Genomic DNA, 18,853 nt, shown 5'->3' with positions numbered 1-18,853 from the left:
CGGCCGGCGTCCTATAGGGCGTCGTCGATCCGGCCTAGCCGACGGACAGGCCCTGGCTCTTCATCGCCTTGACCGTCTTGGACTGCACGGCCTCGGCGGCATCGGACATCGACGCCTTGCCCTGCGCCACCTTCTTCAGCTCGTCGATGAAGTCCGGCTCGACCTGGCTCATCGTCGGGCCCCACACCCAGTTCGGGTCGGTGTTCTCCGCCCCGGCCTTGAACACCTGATAGATGTTCTGTCCGCCGAAGTAGGGGGACTTCTGGTTCACGGCCGGCAGGTCCATACCGCTCTTGGCCGCCGGGTAGATGCCGGTGTTCTTGATCAGATTCGAGACGCTGTCCTTGTTCGTGCTGAACCAGGTCGCGAATTCGGTGGCCTGCTTGAGGTGTTTGCACCCCTTGAGCACCGCTGTGCTGGACCCGCCGTTGTTCCCCGCGGCCTGCTCTCCCGCGTTCCACTGCGGCATCGGCGCGACCGCCCATTTGCCGGACTGCTTCGGCAGCATCTGCTCGAACATCGGTGCCGCCCACGCGGCGGTGACCACCGAAGCCATGTGGTCGGCCTTCGCCTCCTTGAACCACGCTCCGTCGAGCGGCGCGACACCGGTCTTGAGCACCTTCTTGTCCAGCAGCCCCTGCCAGTACTGCGACACCTTCTGCGTCTGCGGGCCGTCGATCTTCACCTGCCACTGGTCATTCGCCGTGCCGAACCAGTGTCCGCCGGACTGCCAGGTGTAGACGGCCATCTCGTAGGAGTCCATCGGCGCGTTGATCAGGTAGTTCTCCGGGTCCGCGGCATGGAACTTCTCAGCGGCGGCGGAGAAGTCCTGCCATGTCTTCGGAGCGGGCAGGTGGTACTTGGCGAACAGGTCCTTGCGGTAGAACAAGGCCGTCGGGCCGGTGTCCACCGGGATGCCGAAGACCTTGCCCCCGAGGCCGGACTGCTTCCACGCCCACTCGACGAACTGGTCCTTGTCCGTGTTCGCGTACGAGGAGATGTCCTCCAGCGCGCCGGTCGTCACGAACGTCGACAAGGATTCGTAGCCCACCTGCGCGAGGCAGGGTGCGTTCCCCGCCTTCACCGCGGCCTGCATCTTTGTGTAACCGCCGCTGAGGCCGGACGGCACCTTGCTGAACTTGACCTTGACGTTCGGGTGGGTCTTGTTCCACAGCGCAACCGACTTGTCATAGCCCGGCGCCCACCCCCAGAAGTCGAGGCTCACCGGACCCGATGCACGGCTCCCGCTGTCGCTGACCTCCCCTCCGGAACTGCACGCGCTCATCGTCACCAGGGACGCGACCGCGAGGATCACCGCGCCGCCGCGCACCATCCGTCGTGGAGCCATGCGGATTCTCCTTTGTCTCATTGAGCCCGGCAACGTCAACTGGGCGACGGCGAACGGCCGTTGATTCCGGGCGGCACCCCTGTGCGGCAGTGGCTCGCATACGCGGGCCCCACGGAGCAGTTCCCCGCCGTCTACCGCCGAGCACGCTGAGTATGCGAGCCATGTTCACGGCACGTCAAGCGTTAGTTCTGATCTATCTGGGCGTTCATTCACGGAACATATACGCCAGTGCATCTGAGACATGGGGCAGCGAACCGGCGCGGCGCGCAGGAGAGACGGCACATTCACTGCACAGACCCACTGACCAGTAGTTCACATCTATCTCGTCACAGACGGCGTAATAGATCTCATCTGCAGTCTTGACGTGGGTGGTTCCCCGCCGCAGACTCGTGCCGCCCTGACAGATCGGAGATGCAACGTGAACATTTCGACCACAGACACCACCCGGCGGGCGCTCGTCGTCCGCGGCGGGTGGGAAGGGCACGAGCCTGTGGCGATCAGCGACAGGTTCGTGCCCTTCCTCAAGGACCACGGCTGCGCCGTCGATACGTCCGAGGATCTCGCGGTCTACGACGACGCCGAACGGCTGCTCGCGACCGACCTGGTCGTGCAGTGCTGGACCATGGGCACGATCACCCGCGAGCAGAGCGACAACCTCGCCGCCGCGGTCCGTGCCGGTACCGGACTGGCCGGCTGGCACGGCGGCATCATCGACTCCTTCTTCGACCACGGCTACCACCTGCTCACCGGCGGCCGGTTCGTGATGCACCCGCCGGGATACCTCGACCACACCGTGCATCTGCTGCCCGAGCGGGCCGAGCACCCGGTGATCGCGGGGCTGCAGGACTTCGACGTGCACACCGAGCAGTACTGGGTGCTCACCGACCCGCACATCGAGGTGCTGGCCACCACCACCTTCCCGCCCGACGAACTGCGGGACCGCCCCACGGTGATGCCCGCGGTCTGGACCCGGACCTGGGGTGCGGGGCGGGTCTTCGTCTCGGTTCTCGGGCACAAGCCCGACGACTTCGACGTACCGGAGGTCCGCGCGATGACCGAGAGGGGACTGCTGTGGGCCAGCCGCTGAGGGTCGGCATCGTGGGCGCGGGAAAGATCAGCGGCGCCTATCTCACCACGCTGAATCGCCTGACCTCCGTGTCGGTCACCGTGGTCACCGATCTCGACGTGGACCGCGCCCGTGTCCTCGCCCGGGACGCGGCGGCCGGAGGCCCGCGGAACGAGGTAGAGGTCGCTGTCGTCGGGTCCGTCGCCGAACTCGTGGCCCGGGACGACGTGGACGCCGTACTCAACCTGACCATCCCCGCCGCCCACGCGGACGTCGCCCTCACCGCGCTCGGCGCCGGCAAGCACGTCTACGGGGAGAAGCCGCTCGCGGCCGACCGCAAGGAGGCCGAGGCGGTGCTCGCCGCCGCCCGCGCGGCGGGACTGCGGGTGGCCTGCGCCCCCGACACCGTCCTCGGCACCGGCACCCAGACCGCCCGCAAGGCCGTCGACGACGGCCTGATCGGCCGGCCCATCGCCGCCACCGCCTTCTTGACCGTTCCCGGCCACGAGAGCTGGCACCCGGACCCCGAGTTCTACTACCGGCCGGGCGGTGGCCCGCTGCTCGACATGGGCCCCTACTACCTCTCCGCTCTGGTCCATCTCCTGGGCCCGGTGGTCAAGGTGACCGGCGCCTCGTCCCGGCCGCGCGACGAGCGCACCGTCGGCAGCGGCCCCCGTGCCGGACAGACCTTCCCGGTGGAGGTGGACACCCACATCACCGGTGTCCTGGAGCACGCCGGCGGCGCCCTCAGCACCCTGGTCATGAGCTTTGACGTCAGGGCCGCCCGCCTGCCTCGGATCGAGGTGCACGGCACCGAGGCCTCCCTGTCCGTGCCCGATCCCAACGGCTTCGACGGGCCCGTTGAGATCAACCGTGGAGCCGACTGGGAGACCCTGCCCGTGAGTGCGGGTCATCGGGACGCCGGGCGCGGTACCGGACTCGACGACCTGGCCCAGGCCCTGGCCGAGGGGCGCCCGCACCGCGCCTCCGCCGAACTCGCCGCCCACGTACTGGACATCATGCTGACCCTCCTGGAGTCCGCGGATCAGGCACGCACGCTCCCGGTCGCCGGCACCTGCGAGCGGCCCGCTCCGGTGACCGGCCCAGGCAACTGACCGCCTCCGAACGACCGTCACCGCCACCGCCACCGCCTGAACAACAGGAAGAGCTGTGACCACTCCCCATCGCGCCGACGAACTGACCGTCACCGAGCGAGGTTTCCTGCGCGCCGGGCGCCCGCACCAGATCATCTCCGCCGCCATCCACTACTTCCGTGTCCATCCCGAAATGTGGGAGGACCGGCTGCTGCGCCTGCGCGCGATGGGCGTCAACACCATCGAGACCTACATCGCCTGGAATCTGCACCAACCGACGCCCGGCCGGGCCGACTTCACCGGTCCCGCCGACGTCACCCGCTTCATCCGCACCGCCGCCCGGCTCGACCTGGACGTCATCGTGCGGCCGGGCCCCTACATCTGCGCCGAGTGGGAGTTCGGCGGACTCCCCGCGTGGCTGCTTGCCGAGCCCGGGCTGCGGCTGCGCCGCACCGACGAGGGCTATCTGGCCGCTGTGGACGCCTGGTTCGACCAACTGATACCCGTGCTGCGCCCGTTGCTGGCCAGTCAGGGCGGTCCGGTGATCGCCGTCCAGGTCGAGAACGAGTACGGCAGTTACGGCCACGACACCCCCTACCTCGACCATCTGCGGCAGGGCCTGATCCGACGCGGCGTGGACTGCCTGCTGTTCACCGCGGACGGCGCCAGCGACGGCGTACTGCGCGGAGGCGTACTGCCTGGCACCTTGGCCACCGCGACCTTCGGCTCACACCCCAAGGAGTCCCTCGCCACCCTGCGCCGCCACCAGCAGGACGGCCCGCTGATGTGCTCCGAGTACTGGCACGGGTGGTTCGACCACTGGGGCGAGCACCACCACGTACGGGACGCCGTCGAGGCCGCCGCGGACCTGGACTGGATGCTTGCCCAGGGCGCCTCGGTCAACATCTACATGGGCCACGGCGGAACCAACTTCGGCTGGTGGAACGGAGCCAACCACGACGAGACCGAGTACCAGCCCACCTGCACCAGCTACGACTACGACGCACCGGTCGGTGAGGCCGGGGACCTGACCGAGAAGTTCCACGCCTTCCGTACGGTGATCGAGCGGCACCGCGGCCCGGTCCCGTACCCGGTGCCCCCGGCCCCGCCCCGGCTCGCCCTGCAGACCGTGCGGCCGAGCGGTGCGGTGGCACTTGCGGACTGTCTGGACGTGCTCTCCACTCCTCACCAGCGCCTCTCCCCCGAGCCGATGGAGGCGCTCGGCCAGTCGCTGGGACTGATCCACTACCGCACCCGGATCCACGGCCCGTTCCCGGACTCGACTCTGCGCGTGCACGGACTCGCCGACCGGGCCCAGGTGTTCCTCGACGGCGAGCCGCTCGGCGTCCTGGAGCGGTCCGGACCGCTCGACGCGCTGCCGGTCAGCGTCCCCGAGGCAGGCGCCGAACTCGACCTGCTGGTGGAGAACATGGGGCGGGTCAACTACGGCCCGTGGCTGGAGGACCGCAAGGGCATCAGCGGCGGCGTCCGGATCGACACCCAGTACCAGTTCGGCTGGGAGATCCGTCCCCTCCCGCTGACCGATCTGACCGGCCTGCGGTTCGGAGCCGCCGAGGCAGTCGAGGGCCCGGCCTTTCACCGTGCGGAGGTGGAGATCACGGATCCGGCCGACGGGTTCCTCGCCCTGCCGGGCTGGACCAAGGGCCAGGTCTGGCTCAACGGCTTCGCACTCGGCCGCTACTGGGACCGCGGCCCGCAGCGCACCCTGTACGCGCCCGCCCCGGTGTGGCGGGCCGGCCGCAACGACCTCGTGATCCTGGAACTGCACGGACGGGGCGACCGGATCGAGATCCGCGACACCGCGGATCTCGGCGCCACGGGCTGACTTTCGGACTCCTCGCGGTGGCTCCGACCCCTTCTCGTGGGGCCGGAGCCATCGCGACGCAACTACTTCAGACCGTCGCCGAAGTACGCGGCCACCTCGGGATCCGTGCCCTCGACGTCCATGGCCCTTCCCCCGTCTCGCAGCGACATCGTGGCCGCGTAGCCGGCGGCCACCGCCTCGCGGGCCGCGACGGGCGAGGTGACCGTGGCCCCGCCGTCCCGTACGAACCGCAGGAACTCCGCGACCAGTAGCGGATCGGCGCCGCCGTGCGTGCCGGTCGGCGTGTGGACGGGCACCACGAGATCGGCCTCGACACGGCCGTCATGGCGGCGGTTCCACACCCGGATCTCCGCCCCTTCGGAGTCACCGAAGTTCTCCAAACGGCCCTCGGTGCCGATCACCGTGTAGTTGCGCCAGTAGTCCGGGGTGTAGTGACACTGCTGGTAGCTGGCGAACACCCCGTTGTCCAGCTGCATCTGCATCATGCTCAGGTCCTCCACGTCCACCACGGAATGGAGGCCGGTATGGCTGAGCGGCGGCCAGTTGTCCGTCGACAGCCAGTCGGTCATCCGCTGGCCGTCGCGGTCGCCGCGCGAGGTGATGTCCCCGTAGACGGTCAACCCGCCCATGGCGTTGACCCGCCGCGTGTAACCGCCTGCCAGCCAGTGGATGACATCTATGTCGTGGGCCCCCTTCTGCAGCAGCAGACCGGTGGTGAGGCGTCGGTCCGCATGCCAGTCCTTGAAGTAGAAGTCCCCGCCGTGGCCGACGAAATGGCGGCACCAGATGGCCTTGACCTCGCCGATAGCCCCGTTGACGATCAGTTCGCGCATGGCCGCGATGACGGGCATGTGCCGCATGTTGTGGCCCACGTACAGCGGGGTGCTGTGCTTGCGGGCAGCTGCGAGCAGCCGGTCGCAGCCCTCGGTGGTGATCGCCATCGGCTTGTCCAGGAAGACCGCCACACCGGCCGCCAGGAAGTCGAGACCGATCTGCTCGTGCGTGTGGTCCGGCGTCAGCACCACCACACCGTCGAGTCCGGCGTCGAGCAGGTCGTGGTGGTCCACGGAGGTCCGCACCTGCGTACCGAACCGCTCCTCGGCGCAAGCCAGCAGTCGTCGGTCGCGGTCGCAGGCGAACGCCACCACCGAGCCCGAGCCGGGCCGATGAGCCAGGTCGGCCAGGTCGCTGCGGTTGCCGAGACCGATGACGCCAAGCCTGATGTCGCCCAAGTCGTCCAAGTCGTCCAAGTCGTCCACAGTGCTGGCCCTTTCAGGAGTGTTCGACACAAGGTCGGGATGACTGAGAGATGGATCTGAGTTATGTCCGGTCCACGGGGGCATCATGTGCCGATCTCTAGGAGGTTGTGGTGGCAGTAGGGGTGGCTGACCACCCCTCCTCCCCGATGACGCCTCGGTCGGCGTGAGGAGGGAACTACCTCGGTGAAAGGCTGAGTTTGGCCACCGACTCGGAACGGAACGAGTCTGGGCTCGCCGCATCCTGGCGTCAAGGGTTTGCATATGATTCACTGAGCCCGGATGCCTTGATGTATCCGAAACATATGAGCACGGGGGCAGGCGGCTCACCGAACGGCCTCACATCCGACACGAACCGCCGTGACAACAACCGCCGAGACGTGAAACGCCGCAAAGGGGAGCGCCGTTGATCCGGGCAGAACACAACACCGCACCCATACCGGAGGCCCCGGGTTACCGTCCTGGCTACGAGGTCGCGGCCGAACGCATTCTGGAGCATCTCGTCCGGGCCGGCCTGGGGCCCGGCGCCCGACTGCCCACAGAGAAGGACCTGGCGGACCAGGTGGGGATGAGCCGGACCGTGGTCCGCGAGGCGGTGAAGATCCTCTCGGCGCTTGGCCGGCTGTCCGTGCACCGAGGCCGCGGCATCTACGTGGCCGAGCGCGACCTGTCCGCCTGGCAGGAGTCCCTGGCCCACTTCCTGCCCGCCGACCTGCACCAGGTCGACGAACTCTTCGAATTCCGCCGCCATTTGGAGACGACCACCGCCCACCTGGCAGCCCAGCGCGCCACCCCCGCCCAGGTCGGAGCCGTCCGCGAAGCCGCCCGGCGGAGCACCCGGGCGGCCCGGCGCGGCGACATCGACGACTTCACCCGGGCCGATGAAACCTTCCACACCGCCATCGCCGCCGCTGCCAGGAACACCTTCCTCACCGCCACCATCGACACCCTGCGCCGTTTGCAACGCCAGGTCACCGCCATCGGCCTGGCCGGCCTCGCCGGCGGCTCCCTGAGCGACGCCGCTGCCGAGCACGAAGCCATCGCCCACGCCATCGCCGACGGTGCACCCACTGACGCCCACACCCTCATGGCTCACCACATCGACCGAACCACCCATCAGTTCCAACGAGAGATCCGGCACCGCATCGCCCCCGGCCACCCTCACTCCTGAACCCCACACCACCACACTTGAAGGACACCCATGCGAATCACCGACGTGACTGTGGAACTGGTCGATCTGCCCGCTCAGCCGCCATTCCGGTGGCGGGCCGGGCTGCCCGGTTCGGAGCCGGCCGTGGTGGGCGGGATCCTGCGGATCCACACGGACGAAGGCCTGGTCGGCGAGGCGCACACGAGGCGCGGGCTCATCGTCGTCGACCTGGTGGACCGTCGCATACGTGGCGACCTGACCGGCCGCGACCCGCTGATGCGCGAGCTGCTGTGGCACCGCCTGTGGGAACTCGACCGGATCGAGGAGCTTCCCCTCTACGCCCTCGGCCTGGTCGACGTGGCGCTGTGGGACCTGGCGGGCAAGGCGGCCGGCATGCCGGTGCACCGTCTGCTGGGCCCGTATCGCGAGGCCATTCCCGCGTACGCGAGCACGGTCACCTTCGGCAGCGTGGAGGAGTACCTCGATGTGGCTGACCAGTGCCTGGAGTTGGGCTACCCCGCCATCAAGTTGCACGCCTGGGGTGACGCGCGGGCGGACGCGGAGCTGTGCCAGAAGCTGCGGGCCCACGTAGGTGACGACGTCCCGCTGATGTACGACGGCTCGGCCGGGTTCGACCTCGCGGACTCGGTGTACCTCGGCCGCGCGCTGTCCGAGGCGGACTACCTGTGGTACGAGGAGCCGATGCGCGAGTTCAGCGTGACCGCCCACCGGTGGCTGGCCGAACAGGTCGACGTTCCGCTGCTGGTCGCGGAGACCTCCGACGGCGCGCATTTCAACACCGGCGACTTCATCATGGCGGGCGCGGCGGGCCGGGTCCGCACCAGCGCGCAGCTCAAGGGCGGGATCACTGGAGCCCTGCGCATCGCGCACCTGGCCGACAGCTACAACCTGCGGGCCGAGGTGCACGGCAGCGGAGTGGTCAACGCCCATCTGTGCATGGCGATACCCAACACCACCTACTACGAGTCCCTCGTGTACACCAACCCTGTGCAGCGCGAGCCGGCGGTGGGTTCCGACGGGCTGGTGAAGGCTCCGACGGCCCCGGGCATCGGCTTCGACCAGCAGGGCTGGTGACCGCTCACCATGACGGTGCAGCGCTACGCCTCGGTCGTACGGCTTCGAGCGGACCTGGAGGCCGAGTACCGCGCCCTGCACGCGGCCGCCTGGCCCGAGGTTCTCGCGACCCTCAAGCGCGCCCACATCGGCAACTACTCGATCTTCCTGCGTGACGGGCTGCTCTTCAGCTACCTCGAGTACGCCGGTGAGGACTTCGCGGCAGACAGCGCGCGCATCGCCGAGTGCCCGGTCACCCGGGACTGGTGGGCCCGTACCGAGCCCTGTCAGCAGCCGCTGGACAGCGTCGGCGACGGGGAGCTGTGGGCACCGGCCGAAGAGGTCTTCCACCTTGAATGACAACGCGGCAGGCAATGGGAGGGGGCGGACGCATCTGCGTCCGCCCCCTCCCATTGCCTGCCCGCTTCGGGTCACACGCCGTACACCCGCGCAGCCGTGCCGCCGAACACCGCCGTCCGCTCGTCCTGCGACAGGTCCGCCACGAGCTCGCGGCTGGCGGACACCACCTGCGCGTACTCGCCCGCCAGCGTGCACACCGGCCAGTCCGAGCCGAACATGAGCCGCTCCGGGCCGAAGGCCTCCAGCGCGACCGCCACGAACGGCCGCAGCCGGTCGGGGCTCCAGGCGTACCGGTCGGCCTCGGTGAACAGCCCCGAGAGCTTGGCCACGGTGTTGGGGAGCCGGGCCAGGGTACGCAGCTCCGCGGCCCAGGTGTCCGGTCGGCGCGGGCGCACCGGCGGCTTGCCCAAGTGGTCGAGAACGAAGGTGAGTTGGGGCCTGGCGCGGGCCGCCACGACCGCCGACGGCAGCTGTTCGGGGCGCAGGACGAGGTCGTAGGCGAGGCCGGCGGATGCGACGGCGGACAGGCCGCGGCCCATGTCGGGGCGGAGCAGCCAGTCCGGGTCCGCCTCCCCCTGGACCTGGTGGCGGATGCCGACGAGGTGGTCACCGCCGGGCTGCGCGCGCAGTTCCGCCAGGGCGTCGGCGACCGCGGGCGAGGTGAGGTCGGTCCAGCCGACGACGCCGGCCACCAAGGGGTCGCGCGCGGCCAGCGCCAGGAACTCGGGAGTCTCCTCGGGAACGCAGATCGTCTGCACCAGCACGGTGGCGTCGACGTCGGCGGCCGCGGCCTGCGGGCGCAGGTCGTCGAGGGTGAAGTCGCGTCGCAGTGGCGCGAGTTCGGGGCCGGTGATCCAGTCCTGGTCGCGGACCGACAGATCCCAGACGTGCTGGTGGGCGTCGATGGTGGTCATGAGAGCTTCCCTTCCATGTGCCGGCGGATGCCTCGGACCGGTACCGGCACGTCCGGCTGCAGCAGGCCTCGGGAACGCAGCGCCCGCCACATCGCCGAGGGAACGGGGTGGCGGAGCATCGCGGCCGCGTCCGCCACCTCGGCGGCGCGGCGTGCCCCGAGCAGAACACCCGCGACCGCCGGATGCCCGTACGGGAACTGCAGGGCCGCGGCCCGCAGCGGGACGTCGAACTCGGCGCACACGGCGCGCAGTTCGAGGGCCCGCTCCAGAACCTGCGGTGCCGCGGGTGCGTAGTCGAAGTGGGCACCCGGCCGGGGATCGGCCAGGAGGCCCGAGTTGAACACCCCGCCGATCAGTACGGACACCCCGCGTCGCGCCGCCTGCGGCAGCAGTACGGCCAGAGCGCTCTGGTCGAGCAGGGAGTAGCGGCCGGCGAGCAGGACCACGTCGATGTCGGTGTCACGGACGAACCGTGCCGGCATCTCGGTCTGATTCATGCCGACACCGATCGCGCCGACCATGCCCTCCGCCCGCATTCGCTCCAGCTCGGGGTAGGCATGGTCGAAGGCCGCACGCACGTGGCCGTCCGGGTCGTGCAGGTAGACGGTGTCGACACGGTCGAGACCGAGTCGGGCAAGGCTCTCCTCGACGCTGCGGCGTACGCCGCCGGCGCTGAAGTCCCACACCCGTTCGTGGGTGGCGGGGACGGCGAAGCCGTTCGCCAGGTCGTCCCCGGGTAGTGGTCCCGTACGTCGGCGCAGCCTGCGGCCGACTTTGGTGGAGAGCGTGTACTGGGCACGCGGCCGGCTGCGCAGTGCGTCTCCAAGCCGGCGTTCGGACAGGCCGAGGCCGTAGTGCGGGGCGGTGTCGAAGGCGCGGATACCGCAGGCCCAGGCGGCCTCGACGGTGGCGGCCGCGTCCTCGTCGCTGATCGCGTGGAACAGGTTGCCCAGGGCGGCAGTGCCAAGTGACAGACCGTCAATGGCTGTGGTGCGCCCAGGTGTTGGGGAGTGCATGGGGTGAGGGATGCCTCTCATGGAAGGGGCACGGAACGAAGTGGATCGAGGTCAGCCCGCGGCGGGCCGGAGTCGCAGGCCGGCCATCCCGCCGTCGACGGCCAGCGCGGTGCCGGTCGTCGATCCCGCCAGCGGGCCGGCGAGGTAGGCGATCGCGGCGGCGACCTCCTGCGCGGTGACCAGTCGGCCGTGCGGTTGGCGGGCGTTGAGGGCGGCCAGCTCGGCCGTGGCGTCGGGAGAGCGGTCGAGGAGCCGGGTCACCCACGGTGTGTCCACGGTGCCGGGGGTGACGCAGGTGACGCGGATGCCCTCGTCCATGTGGTCGGCGGCCATGGCCAGGGTCAGCGCGTACACGGCGCCCTTGCTGGCCGAGTACAGCGCCCGTCGGGGCAGCCCCGCGGTCGCCGCGATCGAGCAGGTGTTGACGATCGCGGCGTGTGCCGAGCGGCGGAGGTGCGGGAGCGCGGCCCGGGTGGTGCGGACGACGCCGAGCACGTTGATGTCGAGCACCTGGTGCCACTGCTCGTCGGTGTTGTCCTCGACGGTGCCCGCCGCCCCGACCCCGGCGTTGTTGACGAGGATGTCCAGGCCGCCCAGCGCCGCGGCGGCCGCGTCGACGGCCCGTCGCACGCCGGTGTCGTCGCCCACGTCGGCCGTGAAGCCGATCAAGGGCGCCGGTACGTCGCCGGGGGTGAGGTCGAGCACGGCCACGGTGGCGCCGCGCCCGGCCAGCAGTTCGGCGGTGGCCAGGCCTATCCCGGAGGCACCGCCGGTGACGATGGCCCGCAGGCCCGCAAGTTCCGTCATGGTCTTCCTTCACGCTGCTGTGCGGATGTGCTGTCGGACCAGGTCGGCGCGGGGCAGGGGACGTCACTGGTCCCCCCCGCCCCGCGCCGGCCCGCTCAGCCCTTCGTCGCCCCGCCGGTGAGGCCCTTGACGAACTGCTTCTGGAAGGCCAGGTAGAAGATCAGGATGGGCAGCGTCGCCAGGAACATCAGGGCGAAGACGGAGCCGTAGTCGGCCTGGTGCTCGCCGATGGCGCGATAGATGCCGGCCGTCACCGTGGTGCCGTCGGCCGGCCCCAGGATGATCAGCGGGTTGAGGAAGTCGTTCCAGATCCACACGCCGAGGAAGATCAGCACGCTGGCCGACGCGGGGCGCATGAGCGGGAAGACCACCTGCCAGAACGCGCGGAACGCTCCGGCGCCGTCGATCGCCGCGGCCTCTTCGAGTTCCCGCGGGATCGTCTTGGCGAAGCCGGCGAAGACGAACACTCCGAACGGCATGTAGTAGCCGATGTACGCCAGCACAAGGCCGGGCACACTGCTCATCAGCCCGAGGGCCCGTAGCACTTCGGTGATCGGGGTGAGGATGACGGCGGGCGGCACCATGAGCCCGCACAGCAGCACGACCATGGCGGCCTTGGAGACGATGCCGGTCGTGCGGGCCAGATAGTGGCCGAGCATGGCGGAGATCGCGGTGATGATCAGGATGGAGATCACCGTGACCTCGGTGCTGTTGATCAGCCCGTACCAGAAGAGGTGGTCCGGGCGTGACAGTACGCTCTGGAGGTTGTCCAGGGTGGGCGGGCTCGGCAGACCGAGCGGGTCCGACACGATCGACGAACCGTCCTTGAACACGTTGACCAGGACGACGTAGATCGGCAGGAAGAAGAGGATGCCGGCGAGCAGCGCGCCGGCCGGACGGAGCCAGGTTCGGGCCTGATGGGGACGGTTCACGACGTCACCTCGCGCTTCTGCAGCAGCCCGAGCGCGACGACGGAGACGGCCGCGACCAGGACCAGCATCACCACGGCCATCGCGGAGGCGTAGCCGACGTGGTTGCCGTTGAACGCGGTCTGCACCACCTGGAAGGCAAGGGTGGATGTGGTGCCGGGACCCGGGCCGCCGTTGGTCAGGACCTGGATCTGGTCGTAGGCCTTGAAGCCGCCGATCAGCGACATGACCGTGTTGATCGTGACGGCGGGCGCCAGCATCGGCCAGGTGACCTTGCGGAACCGCATGAGCGGCCCGCAGCCGTCGATGGCCGCCGCCTCGTACAACTCCTGCGGGATTCCCTGGAGTCCGGCCAGATAGATCACCACGCAGAAGCCGAGCCCCTGCCAGGCGATGACCCAGGAGACCGTGTAAAGGGCGAGGCCCGGGTCGGAGAGCCAGCCCGGTGGATGGTGCACGCCCAGGTCCCGCAGCATGGAGTTGAGCAGGCCGTCGTCGACGAGGATCGACTGCCAGATGACGCTGACCACCACGGCGCTGAGCACGACCGGCACGAAGAACACGCTGCGCAGCGCGTTGTACAGCCAGCCACGCCGGTCGAGGAGCAGGGCGATCGCGAGCCCGCCCGCGTTGGTCACGAGCGTCACGATCACGGTGATGACGACGGTGTTCTGGAGCGCTTTGAGGAACTCGTCGTCGGAGAACAGCCCTGTCAGGTTGTCCAGACCCACCCACCGGGTCGGCGGGTTGAACGGGTTTCTGTTGGTGAGGCTGTAGCCGGTCGTCATCGCGATCGGCACCAGCACCAGGGCCAGGTAGACCACCAGTCCGGGAGCCGCGAAGACGGCGAAGCGGCTCAGCCCTCCTTTCGTGCGCGCGCGGCGCGGCGTCGGAGCGATCCGCTTCGCGTGCGTGTCCCGGCCTCGCTCCCCCGCGGCGCTTTGCTTCACGGGCGTGGCAGACGGGGCCTCCGGTCGATGTGGGGTACCCACGCGCATCACCGGGTGGCCTTGTCCCACTGCTCATCCATGTAGACGCCGAACTCCTTGGCCGTCATGCCGCCGCTGAGGAGTTTCTGCATGCCGATGGCCGCCTTGTCGGCGACGCCCGGCGGCAGGGAGCCGTCACCGGTCTCCTGGGAGAAGGAGTTGACGATTCCGTCGTCCTTCTGGGCCTGCCGGTATGCCTTCAACGTCTCTTTGTAGACGGGCCCCATGGTGGTCGGCGGGGTGTAGCCCTTGATGTCGATGATGAGCCCGTCGGCCTTGACGGAGGCGTCCAGGTTCTTCTGGTCCTCCATGAACGCCTTCGCCCACTTCTTGGCCAGCGGCACGTCGGGCGCCTTGGAGCTGACCGTCATGCCGCCGCCGAGGACGCTGGGCAGCGCCGGGGATCCCTGGTCGGTGGGCCAGGCGAACACGCCCGTGTCGAAACTCGGCTTCTTCGTGTCGGCCGAGGCGGAGAACCAGCTCCCCATCGGGTACATCGCACCCATGCCGTCACGGAACGCCTGCTCCGTGTCGGCGTAGGAACGGGACAGGCCCGCCCGGTCGATATAGCCCTTGCCGGCGAGGCCTGCGACCTTCTGGGCGGCGGTCACGAAGGCCTTGTCGGTGAACTTGACCTTGCCGTCGGCGCGTTGGGACAGCCAGTCGGGCGTCTTCTTGTAGACGTCGGTGGCCACCGTGCAGATCAGCGGGAACATGTCGGCCCAGGAGTCCTTGCCGCCACCGCCGACGACGAAGGGGTTGATGCCCTTCTTCTTCAACTTGACGCTGTCGTCGACCAGTTCACGGTAGGTGCGGGGCGGGGTGTCGATCCCGGCCGCGGCGAAGTCCTTCTTGTTGTAGTAGACGAGCGTCGTCTGCGCGGCATACGGCAACTGGTAGACCTTGCCGCCGTACGGGTTGGCGTGCGGGTCGCCGTAGGTGGCGAGTTCCTTGTCCGTCCAGGGCGCCAGCTTGCCCGCCTCGGCGAATCCGGCCGGGTTCAGGCCGATCATGACGTCCGGGAACTGGCCGGTGCTGTCGAGCTGCTTCGCGTATCCGGTGCGGTCGGCGCTGGGTGACACCAGCTTCTTGATCTTGACGCCGGGCACCTTCGCCGAGGCGCGGGCGATCGCCGCGTCCCAGTACTTCGCGTCGAGGTTCGGCGTTTCGAAGGTGAGAAAGGTCAGGGTGACCTTGTCGCCCTTGGACGCACTCGTACCGGAGCCGCCGGCCGTGCACCCCGCCAAGAGCAGAGCACCTGCGAGGGCGGCGGTTCTCGTGAGTATCGGATTGCGTGTCATGCGCTACTTCCCCTACCCGTCAATGTCGCGGGGCGGTGCTGAGTAGCTGTCTTGTCGTACCAAGACGAGAGGGGGAGTCCCGCTGCCAGCCGTCCGCCGAATCTGTCACATGGTTCAGACTCTTCTCAGAGTCCGGCTCATCTTGAGGACCACCGCTTCGTCTGGGCGTTCGTCCTCCAGCGCGCACTGAGTATCGAAGTCCGCGTGCACCCATGTCAAGAGATAAAGCAGAGCCATCACCCATTCCCGAGCTCAATGGATCCGATACATCCGATACATCTGGTGCAGCCTCCCGGGACTCCCACACTTGCCCTGCACGGGAAACGAGGCCGACGGCGTGTCGTTGCGCGCACCTGGCCGCAGGGCCGCCGATCTGCGCAGCATGCCCAGCAGCGAAATAGATGCCAACTAAGCCCTTGACGGGCCTTCCGGCTCCCTGCACGCTAGGTCGCACTTGCGCTGCGGCAGTGGATCCACGAGACGTAAGCGGCTCCTCCCCCCTGTCCGCAGAAGAATGCGAACTATCCAGCGGCATCGTTCGTCGCTCGCCCGCATGGCACCCCGCGCGGTCCCTTCGCCCGGAGCGGTTCACGGGCCTTGATCGGTCGGCACGCACTTCATCGAAAGTCGCTCCGCTCGCGGCCTGGCTCGCCGAGCGGCCCGGCATCGAGGTCATCTGCCGTGACCGCGCCCCCTTCTTCGCCGAAGGCGCCACCCGCGGAGCCCCGCAGGCCCTCCAGGTCACGGACCGATGGCACCTCGGGCACAACCTGGGAGAAGCTGCCGAGAAATGCGTCTACCAACACCGCGGCTGCTTGCGCCCCACTCCGACGCCGCCGGAGAAACCACAGGAAGAAGCGGAGCCGACTGAGCCGTCGCCCTGGCTGACAGGCCACCGGTTCGCCGAACGCACCCGCGCCAAGCACGCCACCGTCCATGCTCGGCATGACCCTCAACACCACCCTGCGCTTCTCCCGCGCCACCACCCCGGGGAGTCGACCGCCTGATCACCGGGCGGGTGGGCATGGACGTACTGGTGCGCAGCACGGCCGACCTCGCCGGCTGCCAGGTCGGCGTGCACGCGCCCGGTCGGGGCCTGTCGCTGCGCGCGGACGGCGACGCGGCCGACACGACGCCCGGGACAGCGCCTGCCCGGGCCGACGTCCGCGCCCTCGACCCGCTCGCCACGGAGCCACCACGGCGAAGACACCCTCTCCGCGCTCGACGCGCTGTGCGCGACCGGTTCGGCCCGCAAGGCCGCGGCCCTGTTGCACCGCCACCACAGCACCATGCCGGCGCGGCTGACCCGGGCCGAAGCCGTCCTCGGCTTCGAGGTCGGCTCCCCGGCCGGCCGGTTTCGGCTGCACCTCGCGCTCATGCTGAAACGGCTGCGGGACAACGCCGACCTCTGCTGACCGTCCACGGGGGACCTCAGCTTCCGCCACGCGACGATCGTCCGCCCGCGGATATCCCGGGGCTCCAGGCGCATCGCCCCGGCGTCCCGTCAGCCACCTGCTCGGCCGTCTCGACGGTGTACGGGCGCAGCCGCAGCCGGGCTGTTTCCATGCTGAACGATGTCACTGCCTCTCATTGTTCTCCCTGGCCGGGGTTGTTGCCCAGCTTGCTGGGCGGGTCGCCGTCGCCCTGGCCCGCCATGCGTCGGTCAGGCGACCGAGGACCTGAGCCGTGCCCCGAGGGACCGTGAGATCCCGCGTGCCGCGACCTGCACCAGCGGAGCGAGGGCATGCGGGGTCACGGCGTCGGCGTGGGCAACGACCGAGACGGCCGCGACGACGGTGTTGTCCGGCCCGTACACCGGGGCCGCGATCGACACGGCGTCCATCGTCACCTGCCGGTCGCTGGTGGCGACTCCGGTGCGGCGCACCTCGGCGAGGACGCGGCGTACCTCGTCCGAGGTGCACAGGGTTTTCTCCGTGTGCCGGACGAACGGCCGGGACAGCACCTGTTCCTGGACCTCCCGGGGTGCATGGGCGAGGAGGACGAGGCCGACGCCGGTGGGTGCGAGGTCGAACCGCCCGCCGACGCGGGTAAGGACTTTGACCGCGTCCCGGCCTGCTAGGCGCTCCACGTAGACGACGGACAGGTCCTCGCGGACGGCGAGCTGCACGTTCTCGCGGGTGATGTGCCCGAGGTCGGAGAGATACGGCAGTGCGGCCTCGCGCAGGCCGAGGCCGCGCGGGGCGAGGGAGGCGATCTCCCACAGCCGCAGGCCGATGCGGTAACCGCCGCTCGGCTCGCGTTCGAGCGCGCCCCAGCCGGCCAGTTCCCTCACCAGCCGGTGGGCGGTGGTGAGGGGCAGTCCGGTGTGGCGGGAGATGTCGGCGAGCCGCAGCACGGGCCGCTCCGGGGTGAAGGCTTCCAACACCTGCAGGGCCCTGGCCGTCACCGAGCAGCTGTCGGTCGGGGCTCGGCGCTGCATACGGACCTCCTCGTCCGGGCACCGGCCGCTCCACTGCGGACTCGGGCACGTCACCGAAAAATTAGGCAGATCCCTGACGGTCGTCAATGCTCTGGTGAGCAGTACCCGGTGCCGGGGCAATCGCGGCGAAGGCCCGGTCGATCAGCGCGGCGGGGTCCTGGGCACCGTCGCTGCCTGATCCCTGATCCCTGATCCCTGAAGCCGTCGCCGGTCCCCAGCCGTCGGCTGTCGAACCGGCGCGTCACGCCAGGCCAGCACCGCTCCGTCACGCCGGCCCTCGCGCGGCCGTCAGAGATCCAGGACGAGCCTGGGGCACGCAGCCCTGGAGACGCAGATCATCATCGTGTCGTGCGTCTCCTGTTCGGCGGGGGTGAGGAGGGAGTCGCGATGGTCGACCGTGCCCTCGAGCACGGCCGTCTCACAGGTGCCGCACGTGCCCTCCTGGCAGGAGGAGAGGACCTGCACCCCGGCCTCCTCGACCGCCTGCAGCACGGACTTGTCCGGCGGGACTGTCACCGTGATGCCGGTCTGCGCCAGCTCGACCTCGAACGCGCCGTCCCGCACGGGCGCCTGAAGCTCCTTCGGCGCGAACCGCTCGACGTGGAGGGTGCCGGGCGGCCAGTCGGCGCACCGCTCCTCGACGGCCTTGAGGAGCGGTTCCGGACCGCAGCAGTAGACGAGCGTGCCGGGCCGCGGCGTCCCCAGGAGCGCGTCGAGGTCGAGGAGCCCGTACGCGTCCTCGGGCCGGACCCTCACCCGCTCCCCGTACCGCGTGACGAGGGCGTCGCGGAAGGCCATCGACGCGAGGGTCCGCCCTCCGTACACCAACTCCCACGCGGATCCCTGCCGTTCGGCCTGCTTCAGCATCGGGACGATCGGGGTGATGCCGATGCCGCCGGCGATGAAGAGGTACCGTTCGGCGCGCTCCAGGGGGAAGTGGTTGCGCGGGCCGCGCACTTGGACCGGGTCGCCCTCGGCCAGCTTGTCGTGCACGTGGAGGGAGCCTCCGCGCCCGTCGTTCTCCCGCAGGACGGCGACGCGCCACACGTGGGCGTCCTCCGGCGAGGAGCACAGCGAGTACTGCCGTACGAGATCCGGGGCGAGCAGCAGGTCGATGTGTGCGCCGGGTGTCCAGGCGGGCAGGGGGGCGTCGTCGGCCCGGCGCAGGTCGAGGGAGACCACACCGTCGGCCTCGTCGGTGCGGCGGGCCACGACGAGGTCGAGTTCGGCCTGGGGTGCGGTGGTGCTTGTGGTCATCAGAGG

At 69.5% G+C, this 18,853-nt stretch carries 17 protein-coding genes; 7 read left to right on the top strand and 10 right to left on the bottom strand.

Annotation, left to right across the window (positions count from 1 at the left end):
- Window positions 1-34: 34 nt before the first annotated feature.
- Window positions 35-1,348, bottom strand: a complete 1,314-nt coding sequence (locus EOT10_RS26635; protein ID WP_223281215.1) for an ABC transporter substrate-binding protein — start codon at window positions 1,346-1,348, stop codon at window positions 35-37.
- Between the two features lie 418 nt (window positions 1,349-1,766).
- Between EOT10_RS26635 and EOT10_RS26630 the strand changes: the two genes are divergently transcribed.
- Genes EOT10_RS26630 through EOT10_RS26620 form a run of 3 tightly spaced genes read left to right on the top strand, consistent with a single transcriptional unit; the run spans window position 1,767 to window position 5,354 of the window.
- Window positions 1,767-2,435, top strand: coding sequence for a ThuA domain-containing protein (locus tag EOT10_RS26630; protein ID WP_127830870.1), 669 nt, complete (start codon window positions 1,767-1,769; stop codon window positions 2,433-2,435).
- A complete protein-coding gene (locus tag EOT10_RS26625; protein ID WP_127830869.1) occupies window positions 2,420-3,529 on the top strand; it encodes a Gfo/Idh/MocA family protein in 1,110 nt (369 codons plus the stop codon). Before EOT10_RS26630 ends, EOT10_RS26625 begins: the two co-directional genes overlap by 16 nt.
- Before the next feature lie 55 nt (window positions 3,530-3,584).
- The gene (locus tag EOT10_RS26620; RefSeq protein ID WP_189492106.1) at window positions 3,585-5,354 is read left to right on the top strand and encodes a glycoside hydrolase family 35 protein; all 1,770 of its coding nucleotides are present in this window, start codon (window positions 3,585-3,587) and stop codon (window positions 5,352-5,354) included.
- 62 nt (window positions 5,355-5,416) lie between these two features.
- Here the strand turns inward: EOT10_RS26620 and EOT10_RS26615 are convergent, their stop codons facing one another.
- Window positions 5,417-6,586, bottom strand: coding sequence for a Gfo/Idh/MocA family protein (locus EOT10_RS26615; protein ID WP_127830936.1), 1,170 nt, complete (start codon window positions 6,584-6,586; stop codon window positions 5,417-5,419).
- A gap of 430 nt (window positions 6,587-7,016) precedes the next feature.
- On the opposite strand from EOT10_RS26615, the gene EOT10_RS26610 reads away from it, so the two are divergent.
- From EOT10_RS26610 to EOT10_RS26600, 3 genes are read left to right on the top strand one after another with little or no spacing between them, the layout of a single operon-like run.
- The gene (locus EOT10_RS26610) at window positions 7,017-7,781 is read left to right on the top strand and encodes a FadR/GntR family transcriptional regulator (RefSeq protein ID WP_127830868.1); all 765 of its coding nucleotides are present in this window, start codon (window positions 7,017-7,019) and stop codon (window positions 7,779-7,781) included.
- 30 nt (window positions 7,782-7,811) lie between these two features.
- Window positions 7,812-8,855, top strand: coding sequence for an enolase C-terminal domain-like protein (locus tag EOT10_RS26605; RefSeq protein ID WP_127830867.1), 1,044 nt, complete (start codon window positions 7,812-7,814; stop codon window positions 8,853-8,855).
- A gap of 9 nt (window positions 8,856-8,864) precedes the next feature.
- A complete protein-coding gene (locus EOT10_RS26600) occupies window positions 8,865-9,194 on the top strand; it encodes an L-rhamnose mutarotase (protein ID WP_127830866.1) in 330 nt (109 codons plus the stop codon).
- A gap of 71 nt (window positions 9,195-9,265) precedes the next feature.
- Here the strand turns inward: EOT10_RS26600 and EOT10_RS26595 are convergent, their stop codons facing one another.
- From EOT10_RS26595 to EOT10_RS26570, 6 genes are all read right to left on the bottom strand, one after another.
- Window positions 9,266-10,108, bottom strand: a complete 843-nt coding sequence (locus EOT10_RS26595) for an amidohydrolase family protein (protein WP_127830865.1) — start codon at window positions 10,106-10,108, stop codon at window positions 9,266-9,268.
- Window positions 10,105-11,124 carry an aldo/keto reductase gene (locus tag EOT10_RS26590; protein WP_127830864.1) on the bottom strand — a complete coding sequence of 340 codons (1,020 nt, stop codon included), beginning with the start codon at window positions 11,122-11,124 and terminating at the stop codon, window positions 10,105-10,107. Before EOT10_RS26590 ends, EOT10_RS26595 begins: the two co-directional genes overlap by 4 nt.
- A gap of 51 nt (window positions 11,125-11,175) precedes the next feature.
- Entirely contained in the window at window positions 11,176-11,931 is a 756-nt protein-coding gene (locus tag EOT10_RS26585) for an SDR family NAD(P)-dependent oxidoreductase (RefSeq protein ID WP_127830863.1), read from the bottom strand.
- A gap of 95 nt (window positions 11,932-12,026) precedes the next feature.
- Complete coding sequence (locus tag EOT10_RS26580; protein WP_127830862.1) at window positions 12,027-12,863, bottom strand: carbohydrate ABC transporter permease; 837 nt, start codon at window positions 12,861-12,863, stop codon at window positions 12,027-12,029.
- A complete protein-coding gene (locus EOT10_RS26575; protein WP_127830861.1) occupies window positions 12,860-13,858 on the bottom strand; it encodes a carbohydrate ABC transporter permease in 999 nt (332 codons plus the stop codon). Before EOT10_RS26575 ends, EOT10_RS26580 begins: the two co-directional genes overlap by 4 nt.
- A complete protein-coding gene (locus EOT10_RS26570) occupies window positions 13,858-15,096 on the bottom strand; it encodes an ABC transporter substrate-binding protein (RefSeq protein WP_223281213.1) in 1,239 nt (412 codons plus the stop codon). The genes EOT10_RS26575 and EOT10_RS26570 overlap by 1 nt, the downstream gene beginning before the upstream one ends.
- A gap of 1,202 nt (window positions 15,097-16,298) precedes the next feature.
- Between EOT10_RS26570 and EOT10_RS26560 the strand changes: the two genes are divergently transcribed.
- On the top strand, window positions 16,299-16,565 hold the full coding sequence (locus EOT10_RS26560; RefSeq protein WP_223281229.1) for a helix-turn-helix domain-containing protein: 267 nt from the start codon (window positions 16,299-16,301) through the stop codon (window positions 16,563-16,565).
- Window positions 16,566-16,813: 248 nt separating this feature from the next.
- On the opposite strand, the gene EOT10_RS26555 is transcribed toward EOT10_RS26560, so the two are convergent.
- Complete coding sequence (locus EOT10_RS26555; RefSeq protein WP_127830859.1) at window positions 16,814-17,590, bottom strand: IclR family transcriptional regulator; 777 nt, start codon at window positions 17,588-17,590, stop codon at window positions 16,814-16,816.
- A 288-nt stretch (window positions 17,591-17,878) separates the two neighbouring features.
- Complete coding sequence (locus EOT10_RS26550) at window positions 17,879-18,847, bottom strand: PDR/VanB family oxidoreductase (protein WP_127830858.1); 969 nt, start codon at window positions 18,845-18,847, stop codon at window positions 17,879-17,881.
- Window positions 18,848-18,853 lie beyond the last annotated feature (6 nt).

Source organism: Streptomyces antnestii (assembly GCF_004005495.1).
Classification (GTDB): domain Bacteria; phylum Actinomycetota; class Actinomycetes; order Streptomycetales; family Streptomycetaceae; genus Streptomyces; species Streptomyces antnestii.
The sequence above is the reverse complement of the archived record's forward strand: the minus strand, read 5'-3'. Positions and strand labels throughout refer to the sequence as shown.